Annotated in this window: 10 protein-coding genes; 6 read left to right on the forward strand and 4 right to left on the reverse strand. The window is 50.2% G+C overall.

From position 1 onward, the window contains the following. Positions 1 to 217: 217 nt before the first annotated feature. The 5 genes from ptsG to PVOR_RS09295 all read left to right on the forward strand — a co-directional run bounded on the left by ptsG (position 218) and on the right by PVOR_RS09295 (position 7,861). Complete coding sequence (gene ptsG / locus PVOR_RS09275) at positions 218 to 2,299, forward strand: glucose-specific PTS transporter subunit IIBC (protein WP_006208894.1); 2,082 nt, start codon at positions 218 to 220, stop codon at positions 2,297 to 2,299. Positions 2,300 to 2,356: 57 nt separating this feature from the next. Next, positions 2,357 to 2,632 (forward strand): HPr family phosphocarrier protein, encoded by a 276-nt coding sequence (locus tag PVOR_RS09280; RefSeq protein WP_006208895.1) that lies wholly within the window; start codon positions 2,357 to 2,359, stop codon positions 2,630 to 2,632. Then, positions 2,625 to 4,346, forward strand: coding sequence for a phosphoenolpyruvate--protein phosphotransferase (ptsP, locus tag PVOR_RS09285; protein ID WP_006208896.1), 1,722 nt, complete (start codon positions 2,625 to 2,627; stop codon positions 4,344 to 4,346). Before PVOR_RS09280 ends, ptsP begins: the two co-directional genes overlap by 8 nt. Before the next feature lie 340 nt (positions 4,347 to 4,686). Next, a complete protein-coding gene (gene pulA, locus PVOR_RS09290) occupies positions 4,687 to 7,038 on the forward strand; it encodes a type I pullulanase (protein ID WP_040680441.1) in 2,352 nt (783 codons plus the stop codon). Positions 7,039 to 7,234: 196 nt separating this feature from the next. Further along, the gene (locus PVOR_RS09295) at positions 7,235 to 7,861 is read left to right on the forward strand and encodes a 50S ribosomal protein L25 (RefSeq protein ID WP_006208898.1); all 627 of its coding nucleotides are present in this window, start codon (positions 7,235 to 7,237) and stop codon (positions 7,859 to 7,861) included. Between the two features lie 118 nt (positions 7,862 to 7,979). On the opposite strand, the gene PVOR_RS09300 is transcribed toward PVOR_RS09295, so the two are convergent. The 4 genes from PVOR_RS09300 to kduI all read right to left on the reverse strand — a co-directional run bounded on the left by PVOR_RS09300 (position 7,980) and on the right by kduI (position 11,594). Continuing rightward, positions 7,980 to 8,861 (reverse strand): transporter substrate-binding domain-containing protein, encoded by an 882-nt coding sequence (locus tag PVOR_RS09300; protein ID WP_006208899.1) that lies wholly within the window; start codon positions 8,859 to 8,861, stop codon positions 7,980 to 7,982. Positions 8,862 to 9,132: 271 nt separating this feature from the next. Then, entirely contained in the window at positions 9,133 to 9,885 is a 753-nt protein-coding gene (gene kduD, locus PVOR_RS09305) for a 2-dehydro-3-deoxy-D-gluconate 5-dehydrogenase KduD (protein ID WP_006208900.1), read from the reverse strand. Between the two features lie 85 nt (positions 9,886 to 9,970). Next, the gene (locus PVOR_RS09310) at positions 9,971 to 10,720 is read right to left on the reverse strand and encodes a DeoR/GlpR family DNA-binding transcription regulator (RefSeq protein WP_006208901.1); all 750 of its coding nucleotides are present in this window, start codon (positions 10,718 to 10,720) and stop codon (positions 9,971 to 9,973) included. Positions 10,721 to 10,760: 40 nt separating this feature from the next. Further along, positions 10,761 to 11,594: a 5-dehydro-4-deoxy-D-glucuronate isomerase gene (gene kduI, locus PVOR_RS09315; RefSeq protein ID WP_006208902.1), complete on the reverse strand. Its 834-nt coding sequence runs from the start codon at positions 11,592 to 11,594 to the stop codon at positions 10,761 to 10,763. 291 nt (positions 11,595 to 11,885) lie between these two features. Between kduI and PVOR_RS09320 the strand changes: the two genes are divergently transcribed. After that, positions 11,886 to 12,785 (forward strand): glycerophosphodiester phosphodiesterase, encoded by a 900-nt coding sequence (locus PVOR_RS09320; protein WP_006208903.1) that lies wholly within the window; start codon positions 11,886 to 11,888, stop codon positions 12,783 to 12,785. Positions 12,786 to 12,921: the final 136 nt, after the last annotated feature.

Here is a 12,921-nt window from a genome sequence, read left to right on the forward strand (position 1 = left end):
ATCAGTTATTAAGTAAAACATCAAATTAACGTGTAACTGATTCGATCAGGCATGAGTACAGCAGGAAATTGGTTGTAATTACCCATTTTTGGGTAATCTAATCCATGAGATTAGACCACCATTTCCCGTGGTTACTCATGCCTTTTTTGGTTTGTTTGTTTTACTGTGCCTTTTACATTCGCTTGTGACAACAACTAGACAGAGGGTGAGAAACTTCATGTTCAAACGGCTTTTTGGCGTACTGCAAAGGGTCGGTAAAGCTCTGATGCTGCCAGTGGCAATATTGCCGGCGGCCGGACTTTTGCTGGGTCTTGGAAATATGCTGGTTAACCCCGATTTCCTGCAGTATGCTCCATGGCTGAACGCAGCTTGGGTGCAAGCGGCTGCAACAGTCATGATGAACGCGGGTCAAATCGTGTTCACGAATTTGTCTCTGCTGTTCGCAGTCGGCGTTGCCGTCGGCTTAGCCGGCGGAGAAGGGGTGGCCGGACTTGCCGCCATCATCGGTTACCTGGTTATGAACGTAACCATGGGAAGTGTCATTGGCGTGACGCCATCGATGATCGGCACGAATTACGAATATGCCAGCGTACTGGGCATTCCGACACTGGCAACCGGAGTATTTGGCGGGATCATCGTCGGTATATTGGCTGCAAGCATGTACCGACGATTTTACAAAATAGAGCTTCCGTCATATCTGGGCTTTTTTGCAGGCAAACGGTTTGTCCCGATTATGACAGCCGCAACCTCGGTGTTGCTTGGTCTGTTGATGGTGTTTATATGGCCACCGATTCAGTCGGCGCTTAACACGGCATCCCATTTCATGCTGGAGCAAAATTTGACGCTGTCCGCTTTTGTGTTCGGCGTAGTGGAACGCGGATTGATTCCATTCGGTCTGCACCACATTTTTTACTCCCCATTCTGGTTTGAGTTCGGTGAATATGTGAACCAGGCAGGTCAAATGGTACGCGGTGATCAGAATATATTCATGGCTCAGCTTCGGGACGGCGTGGAGTTTACCGCGGGTACATTCATGACGGGGAAATATCCGTTTATGATGTTTGGTCTTCCTGCGGCCGCCCTGGCCATCTATCATGAAGCAAGACCAGAGAACAAAAAGCTTGTAGCAGGTATTATGGGGTCTGCTGCACTGACCTCTTTCTTGACAGGAATCACGGAGCCGCTTGAGTTCTCATTCCTGTTTGTGGCGCCGATCCTGTTCGCCGTGCATGCTCTGTTTGCGGGTCTTTCCTTCATGACGATGCATATTCTGGACACGAAGATTGGCATGACCTTCTCCGGCGGCCTGATCGATTACATGATATTCGGTGTCATTCCGAATCGGACGCCATGGTGGAATGTGCTCATCGTTGGTGTTATCATGGCAGTGATCTATTACTTTGGGTTCCGTTTTGTCATTCGGAAATTCAATCTGAGAACACCGGGCCGGGAGGAAGCATCTGCATCGGCTGCGGAGTCCGGATCCGGGTCAGCAGGAGGAAGCAGTAGAGATGATCTGCCGCTTCACATTCTGACTGCACTTGGAGGCCAGTCGAACATCGCGCATCTGGATGCATGTATTACCCGTCTCCGCGTTGAGGTGAAGGAGAAGGGCAGTGTTGACAAGGCTAGGCTGAAGCAGCTCGGTGCGTCAGGCGTGCTGGAGGTGGGGAATAATATCCAGGCGATATTTGGAACCCGTTCCGATACGATTAAGTCGCAAATTCAGGACATTATGTCCGGAATAACACCGTCCTCGGCACCTCAAGCAGCCCCAGCAGAAAGCATGCCGGCAGCCAGTGAGGAATTCCAGGCGACTCAGGATGGCGAGACGCTTGTGATGGAGGAAGTTGTATCCCCTGTCGACGGAGAGTTGGTGGATATCTCCCACGTGCCTGACCCTGTGTTCGCAGAACGCATGACCGGGGATGGGTTTGCGGTTATTCCTCACAACGGAACCATTGCTTCTCCTGTGAAAGGAACGGTATTTAATGTGTTCCCTAGTAAGCACGCTGTCGGCATTATGTCCGATGGCGGCAAAGAAGTCCTTGTCCATATCGGTGTCAACACGGTTAAGCTGAAGGGGCAGGGATTTGAAGTTCTTGTACAGGAAGGCGATTCGGTATCCGCGGGCCAACCAATCATGCAGGTGGATCTGGAATATGTGAAGGAGAATGCAAAATCGATTATTTCTCCTATTATTTTCTCAAATCTGCCGGAAGGTGCTTCTGTGAAGCTGAACAAGACGGGTGAAGTAAAACGTGGCGAACAAGGAATCATAACCATAACGAAACCTTAGCCCAACATGGATATTAAGGAATCATAAAAATAACTTTACGAAAGTAGGATGATGAACATGCAACAAACATTCAGAATTATTGACGAAGATGGAATCCACGCACGCCCGGCAACGGCATTGGTAAACACAGCTAATAAATTTCAAGACACGAATTCATTCGCTGAAGCTAACGGCAAAAAAGTAACACTGAAATCCATTCTGGGCGTTCTGTCTCTTGGACTGGAGCAAGGTGACACTTTGACACTGATCACAGAAGGCGGCAATGAGAGCGAGGCGCTTACAGCACTTCAAGAAGTGATGGTGAACGAAGGGTTAGGAGAGGTTCATGAATAATCTGAAAGGAATCGCGGCATCTGCGGGCATCGCGATTGCACGGGCGTTTACACTTGAGCATCCTGACTATTCCGTCACCGAAAAGCAAGTGACGGATACGGATGCCGAGCTCGCGAAGCTGGATGCAGCACTGGCTCAGTCTCAGGCTGAGCTCGAGGCGATCAAAGCCCGCACACTTCAGGAGCTCGGGGAGAAGAAGGCGGAGATTTTCGAATCTCACCTTCTCATCCTGAATGATCCGGAACTGATTGAGCCGGTCAAGGCAAAAATCGCTTCCGAATCGGTTAATGCTGAGTTTGCATTGAATGAAACGGCTACCCAATTCATTCAAATGTTCGAGAACATGAAGAGTGCCTATTTGCAGGAGCGGGCGGCCGATATGCGCGATGTAACCAAACGGATTCTCAAGCATCTGCTGGGACTGAATTATGTCAGCCCTTCGGAGATCAGCGAAGAAGTCATCGTGGTTGCAGAAGACCTGACTCCGTCGGATACGGCACAGCTGAACCGCAAGTACGTTAAGGGATTCACTACGAATATCGGCGGACGTACCTCGCATTCGGCCATCATGGCCCGTTCCCTTGAAATTCCGGCCGTTGTCGGAACGAAGAACGTGCTCTCCTCGGTTCAAAACGGGGATTGGATCATCGTTGATGGACTTGAAGGGGATGTCATTATTAATCCCACTGAAGCTATCTTGGAGCAATACCGTGCGAAGCAGGAAGCCTACGCCAAACAGATCGAGGAGTGGAAGAAACTTCGCTCTGAACCGACCGTGTCCAAGGACGGAATCCATGTGGAGCTGGCTGCCAACATCGGGACACCGAATGACGTAGCTGGCGTACTGGATAATGGCGGGGAAGCAGTAGGACTGTACCGCACCGAGTTCTTGTACATGGGCAGAGACAAACTTCCTTCGGAAGAGATCCAATATGTCGCTTATAAATCGGTTTTGGAAAAAATGGAAGGCAAACCGGTTGTTGTCCGTACCCTCGATATCGGCGGGGACAAGGAGCTGCCATATCTGGATCTGCCGAAGGAAATGAACCCGTTCCTCGGATTCCGCGCCGTAAGGCTGTGCCTGGACCGTCAGGATATCTTCAGAACACAGCTGCGCGCGCTGCTGCGTGCGAGCGTCCACGGCAACCTGCGCATCATGTTTCCAATGATAGCGACACTGAGTGAATTCCGTGAAGCGAAAGCTCTTTTGGAAGAAGAGAAGGCCAAGCTTGTGAGCGAAGGCACTCCGGTATCCGAGGAGATTCAGCTGGGGATCATGGTGGAGATTCCATCCACCGCCGTGCTGGCCGATCAGTTTGCCAAAGAGGTTGATTTCTTCAGCATCGGAACCAATGACCTTATTCAGTATACGATGGCGGCTGACCGCATGAATGAACGGGTGGCCTATCTGTACCAGCCATACAATCCGGCGATTCTGCGATTGGTCAAAATGGTCATCGATGCCGCTCATCGCGAGGGTCGCTGGGTTGGGATGTGCGGCGAAATGGCTGGTGACTCTACAGCGATTCCGATTCTGCTCGGTCTGGGTCTGGATGAGTTCAGCATGAGCGCCACATCCATTCTGCCAGCGCGAAGCCAGATCGGGAAGCTGTCCCGCGGCGATATGCAGGCCCTCGCAGCCAAAGCGCTCGAGATGGGTACCGCAGAGGAAGTTGTATCTCTGGTCGAATCCATAGAGGCTGCAGCCGAATAAGGCGGACGATCGAAGAATTTGGAACACCTGATGAAGCAACCGGGTTTTCTCCAGGGACTCTACAAAACTTTTTCCACGTTTAAAAATATGACCTTGATAACATCTGTCCATTGGGCAGATGTTTTTTTTGATCAAAAGAAAGACAGCTGGCATAATTGCTAGTATAATAGCCTAAATATATAGTGACTTGGCTTCAAACCCAAACCAAATCAGGGCTTTTGGCATACCATGATATATGAAAGCGTTCTAAAATTCATGTGCTAGAGGTCTGTCTTATGATTCAGGCGCCCATACTAGGAAGTAAATCTACTTAAAAGTGACGGTGATGATGAGTATGGACATGATCAAGAGCTGCACGAGTCTGAAGCTGGGAGCGATTTATCGCAGAGAAGGGACTGCCTTTTTGGTGTGGGCTCCGGATGCGGTTCATGTGTCGCTGGCTTTGTATGAAGGTGCAGGAGAGTATGATCCTCAGGGGTTCGTGACAGATCACGAGGGCGGTACCTTATACGGTATGGACCGGAATGATGAAGGTGTATGGTCGACTAAAGTGAACAGGGATCTGCATGGAACCTATTACATGTTCAAAATCGAGTCAACGGACGGTGCTGTCCGTTATGCCGTTGACCCTTATGCAACAGCCGTCTCGGCTAATGGCAGCCGCGGCGCTGTAATTGATCTGGCAAAAAGCAATCCTCCAGGCTGGGAGCTGGATGTTAGACCCGAGCTGCTTAAGCCTACGGATTCGGTGCTCTACGAACTGCATGTACGCGATTTCTCGATCCATGCCGATTCGGGAATGAAATATAGAGGAAAGTATAAGGCTTTTACAGAGGGCGGCCTGCGGGATATGGGCGGGAACGCGGTTGGGCTGGACCATCTTGAAGAATTGGGCGTAACGCATGTGCACCTGCTGCCGATATTTGATTTTAGAACGGTTAACGAGCTGGATGGATATGCAACAGGCCATTTGAGTCGAGAGTATAACTGGGGATACGATCCGCAGAATTACAATGTGCCTGAAGGATCGTATGCCACAGACCCCACAGATCCTGCCTCGCGCATTCGGGAGCTGAAGGAAATGGTCCTGGCTCTGCATTCGAGGGGAATCCGTGTCGTGATGGATGTGGTTTACAATCATACGTATACAGTGGATGATGGTCCCTTTGAACGATTGGCTCCGGGGTATTTCTACCGGAAGGACGTAAGCGGTGCCCTGTCGAATGGCTCCGGCGTAGGGAATGAGCTGGCCACGGAGAAACCGATGGTGCGCAAATATATTAAGGATTCTCTAAGATACTGGGCCGAAGAATTTCATATCGACGGATTTCGGTTTGACCTGATGGCTTTGATCGATACCACTACGATGAGAGAGATTGTAAGCGAGCTGCGTCATGAGGTGGATAACTCTCTTCTGTTTTATGGTGAGCCCTGGACAGGGGGAATGAGCCCGCTGACGGAGCAGACCGTCAAGGGAAGTCAGCGTGATCAAGGCTTTGCTGTATTCAATGATCATTTCCGGCATGCCATCAAGGGCGACAATGACGGGCGGGGCCGGGGGTTTGCTACTGGCGAGCCGTGGTATGAAGGGGCTGTTGTGGAAGGGATGATGGGGTCCATCCATGATTTTGCCCTTCATCCGAGCGAGACGGTTAATTACGTCACAGTTCACGATAATTTAAACCTGTGGGACAAAATCTTAATTGCAGAAGGGATGGAGCAGCAGGCGGGTCTGCTGCATCTGATGGACGGGAAGCTGCCAGACGGCGGCGATGTATGGCAGGCAACGGCTGCTTCAAATCCATATGCCGGTGTATCGGATGAAGATGTGATGCGGGCAGTGCCTGTTCGCCGCAGCTTGCTGGCTAATGGCATCGTGCTTCTCTCCCAAGGGATTCCCCTGCTGCATGCCGGTGATGAGCTGCTTCGCACGAAATTCGGCGATCATAACAGCTACCGCAGCGGGGACGCCATTAATGCGATCCGCTGGAGCAACAAACAACGCTTCAGACCCGTCTTTGACTATTACAAGGGTCTTATCGCCCTGCGGAAAGCCCACCCGGCATTTCGTATGACCACAAGAGAAGAGATCGAAGAGCATATGGAGGTGCTGCGCAGCAGCGACCGGATTATCGCCTATCGGCTCATGAATAGTGCTGCAGGTGACAGCTGGAGCCAGATCGTGGTTGTCGTTAACGGGAATGAACATGAAATGTCGGTTGATCTCCCGCCGACCCTGTATCGCTGGAATATCGTTGTGAATGAACAACATGCAGGAACCGAGACGATTGAGACGTCGGATCAAGGGGCCGTCACCGTGCCAGGACTATCCCTGATGGTTTTATATGAGGATAGAACCGAAATGAAGAAGGGGCTCGTCACCGTTGAGGTTGAGTACGAGAGACGTGACCAGGCGTATGATGGCTGGAACGTATGGGTATGGGGAACGGGTGTACAGGATGGCAGCGTGCTGTTTACCCAGGGCAGCAGCGGTAAAGCCCGGGTGGTCTTCCATGTCGCTTCCGGAACCAAGCGGGTCGGCTGCATCGTCAGGCTTAACGATTGGGAGGATCGGGAAGGTGAGAATGACTGGTTTATCGATATTCCGCCAGATGAAGTGGAAGTCCGGTTTTCACTTCGAAGCGGGAAGGACGAAGGATTCAACAAAGGTCAGCGGGATATGGCCAGTTGAAACATCTTCAGCGCAAAAAATAAGGAGCCTCCTTTTCATTTTTGAAGAGGGGGCTCCCGTTTTTATATTTTCAAAAGGGGTACCATGTATTACCCTCTGACTTGAATTGCAAAACATCTTTTTTGCATGATTAGTTAGCAGCTAAATAGGGTAATAATGAGATAGACTTTGTTTTCGATAAAGGAGGATGTCACTCATGTCAAAAGGAAACAACGTTCAACTCAAAGCCGATGTTCGAAATGAATTTACGCGGGCTTCTCGCCGTGTGCTTCGTGAGAATGGTGGAATTCCCGGTGTCGTATACGGTGCGGGTGAGGAAAGCATCCCTGTAGCTGTTGATTTCAAAGATACGTCCAAGCTGTTCCATACGGGCCGCTCAGAGGTGTTCCAGCTTGATATTCCAGGCTCCGGTAAAATCCCGGTGTTGATTAAGGACATTCAGAAGAGACGCGGCAATGTCTCCCATGTGGACTTCCTGCGGATCTCGATGAACAAGCCGGTTCGCGTCAGCATTGGAGTGGATTTTCAGGGGACTGCTGTCGGCACCAAGTCGGGCGGTATTCTGCAAACCCAGCTGAATGCGATAGACGTAGAAGGATTGCCGGGTGATTTGCCTTCGACCCTTGAAGTGGATGTATCCGCTCTGGAGATTGGGGACAAACTCACCGTTGCGGATATCAAAGTGCCGAAGGGCATTACCTTACACGCATCGGAGGAGGAAGTGCTGGCAAGTGTCATCGTGCCCCGCGCTGTGGAGGCTGCAGAGACCGAGGACGCAGGTACTGAGGAAGCGAATGCGGAAGAGACAACCGAAGAATCCTAATATGCACGATAAAAAGACGCCTGCTTTGCTGGTAACCAGCGGAGCAGGCGTCTTATTTTTGGTGAGATGACAATTTTGAAAGTGGTGCATGGTTGTCCTCAAGATTCACTAGCCATTTTTACTTATTCTTGCGATCATGAATGCCTTTGTAACTTGATGGAGCATCTCCAAAGTATTTGTTCCATATGGTCAGATAGGTTCCGTCCTGCTGCATGGTAGCCAGAGCGTTATCAACGGCGGCTACGAGATCCGGATTGCCTTTTACGAAGGCGGCAGAGACCTCGAACGCCTGGTTGGCCGATTGAACGGTAGTAACCGGCATATCCGGAAACTGCTGCTTCAGGTTGGTCACAGACAGCGGGTCTGAAATTATGGCGTCAAGCTCGCTTCTTGCAAGCATACGGGCTGCGTCATATATATATTTGACCGGAACGATTATCGCCCCATGTTTCTTGGCAATATCATTATAGGTTCCTGTTGGGTTCAGACCAACGCGCTTTCCCTTAATGTCCGGGAAGGTACGGACTTGATCTTCGCCTGAACGCACGAGCAGAACCGGAGTAGAGGACAGATAAGCTACGGAGAAATCATAAAGTGCCCTCCGGTCGGGGCGGTCTTCGATTTGGTTAAATACCGCATCATATTTGCCTTCCGTTAAACCCGGCAGCAGATTCTTCCACTCGGTTTCCACAAATTCTGCCTTTAATTCCATATGACGTGCAACCTCTTCGGCAACCTCCACATCAAACCCGGTTAGTCTTCCACCTGTTCCATGGTAGCTGAAGGGGGGGTAATCCCGTTCTGTCGCAATTCGCAAGGTTCCGCGCTCCACGGCATTCCGAAGCAGGTAGCCGGTGTTCACCCGGTACGGATTTACACCCATATTCGGGGTTGGCACCCGGTCGTTGCTGTTGACCGTACAGCCGGCAAGCATAATGGAACCGATCAGAGTGAACAGGGAGAGCAAACGGATACGTTGTATCGATTTTGTTCCGCGCATGACGCCCAAACCATCCTTTCTTTATTCAAGGTCCTTCGAGGCCCATATCGTAAAGTTAGCATGTCCCAAAGGATGGTTCGTATATTCGTGCAATGTCAGGACTTTAGTGAGGATCAGGAGAGTTTGAAACATTTAAAGAGAGGGGGGCAATTACAAAAAAGAGGTTACGCTATCTCTGCGCATAATAGCAGCAGAAGGCGTAACCTTATAAACGTCCGTACAGTAGGAGCTTTATGATAACGTCAGGTTCAGGTTGAACCGTGTATTGATGTTAGCGGGCCATCCATCCGCCGTCAACGCAAAGCACATGTCCATTCATGTAATCCGAAGCGGCGGAAGCGAGGAAGACAGCAGGTCCGCCGATATCCTCAGGTTTACCCCAGCGACCGGCTGGGATGCGATCCGTTATGGAAGCGCGGCGGTCCTCGTCTTGGCGGATAGCTGCCGTGTTATCGGTTTCAATGTATCCCGGGGCAATTCCGTTGATCTGGATGCCGCTGGCCGCCCATTCGTTAGCCAGCGCTTTGGTCAAACCGGCGACACCATGTTTGCTTGCGGTGTAGCCGGGTACGTTGATTCCGCCTTGATAGGAAAGCATGGAGCAAATATTGATGATTTTACCGCTGCCGCGCTCAATCATATGTCTGCCTGCCAGTTGGGACAGCATAAATACGGTGTTCAGATTCAGATCCATTACATCGAGCCAATCTTGGGCAGCATGATCCTTGGCCGGCGTCCGGCGGATAATGCCGGCGTTGTTCACCAGAATATCCACGTGTCCCGTCAGCTCCAGCGCTTGGTCGAAGGTATGCTGCAGTTGGCTCTGGTCACTTAAGTCCACCCTGATCTCAGAAGCCTTTCTGCCAAAAGATGTGATCGCCTCAATTGTTTCCGCGCTCGTATTCATGGACACGGCGACGATATCCGCACCGGCTTCGGCAAGGGCAATCGCGATTCCTTGCCCAAGACCGCGAGCAGATCCGGTTACGATTGCGGTTTTTCCAGATAAATCAAACCTGTTCATGCACAGCATCCCCTCTCATTTTGTTCAATTCATAAGGTTGAAATTAAGTGTGGCTTGCTCGAGTGTTTCCTTTCAAGCAAGCGAGTTACAGCATGGTGACACCCGCTGCATCATATTGTTTTATCGTATCGGAGGGCAGGCCTGTATCGGTAATGATGCCGCTTATCTCCTGAAGGGTGGAAAAGGTCCTCAGTGCGGTTTGGCCGAATTTATGGTGGTCAACAACGGCATAAACCGAAAGCGCGGTTTCGATTAAAGCACGCTTGAAGGGGATCAGATCCCCGGTGTAAATGGACAATCCATGATCAAGATGAACGCCGGTGGCCGAGATAAAGGCTTTTTGAATGTTCAACTGCTTCACATACGATACGCCTTCAGGACCTGCAAGCATGTTCCTTACCCGGTAGCCGCCTGGAACCACAAGTCGGATGTTGTTCTTGGTGGCCAGCTCACTGATGATGTACACATCGTTCGTGATGACTGTTAAGGGCACATCATCCAGTCTGCGGGCAATCTCCAGTGTGGTGCTGCCTCCATCCAGCGCAATGATGTCGCCGGTGTTGATATGGGCCAGTGCTTTTAGCGCAATCTCGGTCTTTTCGTCCCGATTCTTTGCCAGCGGCTCTTTGGATGGCAGGATGCCAAACTGATCGCTGTGCGCGAGGACAGCTCCGCCGTGCACACGAACGATAAGGCCTTGTTCCTCCAGCTTGGTCAGATCCTCGCGAATTGTTTTTCCTGTCACTTGCAGCTGCTGGCTCAAATCCGCGACAGTCACTTCTTTGTGGGTGAGAAGGAATTCCATTATTTTTTCATAGCGTCGTAACGGGTTCATATGAATCTCAACTCTTCCGTAGCTTAATGATGAATCCCCTCTATTTTAAATCCTTCATGGACACGGGGTCCATATCATCATATCTTTTATTATCTCCGGCCATACCCCAGATAAAGGTGTAATTGCTTGTGCCTACTCCGCTGTGGATAGACCAGCTTGGCGAAATCACGGCTTGTTCATTGCGCATCACGATGTGCCGTGTCTCGTTTGGCTGACCCATGAGATGGATGACAACCGCATCTTCCGGCAAATCAAAATACAGATAGGCCTCCATGCGTCTTGGGTGGGTATGGGCAGGCATGGTGTTCCACATATTTCCTTCCTTCAGCAGGGTCATACCCATCACGAGCTGGGCGCTCTGAATGCCTTTTTGGTGAATAAACCGATAGATGACACGATCATTGGAGTTTTTGATATCGCCCAATGCGCTGGAATCGGCTTCTTCAAGGGTAGCTTTGGCAGTCGGGAAGGTTTGATGCGCCGGAGCCGAGTTCAAATAGAATTTGGCAGGATGTTCAGGATCCGAGCTTGTGAAAATGACTTCTTCCGCCCCCATGCCAACGTAGAGACATTCTTTGTTACTGAGTTCGTGCTCCGTGCCGTCCACCCGTACGGTTCCATGTTCGCCAATATTAATAATGCCAAGCTCACGACGCTCCAGGAAAGAGGAAACGCCCAGCTCTTTAAGGTCGGTTTCCAGTGTGATGGGTTCCCGAACCGGAGCAGCACCGCCAATAATCAAACGGTCTTCATGGGTAAGGACAAGTTCCAGCTTGTCAGGTGTGAACAGGGCGGGAATATGGAATTCCTTGCGGAGTCGGTCCGTGTCAAATTGTTTCACTTCATTAGGGTGTGAGGCATAACGTCTTTCCATTATCATTCATCTCCTCGTTATTCTATTGTAAATAAATCAAATAATGTTCATATAAGTACAAATTACTCCATTTACGTTCATATTACAATACCAAAAATATAAAATGCACAAAAATGATTCCCTCCAGGCTCTGCACGATCTATCTGTAAGGGGAAGTCGGGCTGACTGAAATTCGGCTGTATAGGGAAGAATTAGCATCAGAAGTGATAACGAAAGCTGGTTCAGCGTGAGTCTGAGTTAGGCATCTATTATGAATCAGCAGGGTTCGATCCAATAGGAGATTGATAGCATATGAAAAAAATGATCGTTATCATGACGGCCGCGCTCATGGTTGCCGGTTTCCGAATATCTGCCGATGTGCCGAATTATCCTTTGCATGACATAAGAGAACAGGCAGCCTGGATCGGGTCCGAGGGTGACGCCAATCAGTCCTGGATCAATATCGCTCATCGGGGGGCGTCGGGCGCCGCTCCTGAAAATACGATGGCCTCCTTTGCCAAAGCTTTTGATATGGGAGCAGACATGTTGGAGCTGGACGTCCAGATGAGCAAGGACGGAGAAATGGTGGTCATCCACGATACGACGGTTGATCGGACGACGAACGGTCAAGGAAATGTGGGGGATTTAACCTTTCAGGAGCTGCGGCAGCTGGATGCCGGCTCATGGTACGGATCGGAATACAAAGGAGAATTGATTCCGACACTGTCGGAGGTGCTTGAGCATTTCGGGGGACGAATCGGGCTGCTGATCGAATTGAAATCGCCTGATTTGTACCCAGGCATTGAGCAAGGGGTTGCAGATGGGCTGAAAAAGGTTATGAAGGGTGCCAACGGACCTCAGCGATATAAGGAAATGGTTGTTGTCCAGTCGGCAGACACGGATGCGCTGCTCCGGTTTCATAGACTGATGCCAGATATTCCGCTTGGCGTGGTCATCACCAGTTCAGGCGAGTTGTCCAGGGAGCGAATGCAAGATATGAAGGCTTACGCGGAATACGTGAATGTCTCAATGAGGCTTGTCACCAAGGGATTAGTTCAAAAGATCCATCAATCCGGGATGAAAACCTTTGTCTGGACCATTAGGGATATGCTGCAAATCCCGTATGTGCTTCAGATTAACGTAGACGGAATCATTACGGATTATCCGGATCGGGTACCTATCTCAATTACAAACAGGAAGACCATCCGATAGTCAAAAACATAAACAACCTTTATAGATAGTCTCTACACCACAGCCTTTTTAAGAAAAGGCTGTTTTATTTTTGTGTGATAATATATTACATAAATTAAAAATTGACGATCATTCGATTTATAATTTCGATTTTATG

Source organism: Paenibacillus vortex V453, assembly GCF_000193415.1.
GTDB lineage: Bacteria > Bacillota > Bacilli > Paenibacillales > Paenibacillaceae > Paenibacillus_AQ > Paenibacillus_AQ glucanolyticus.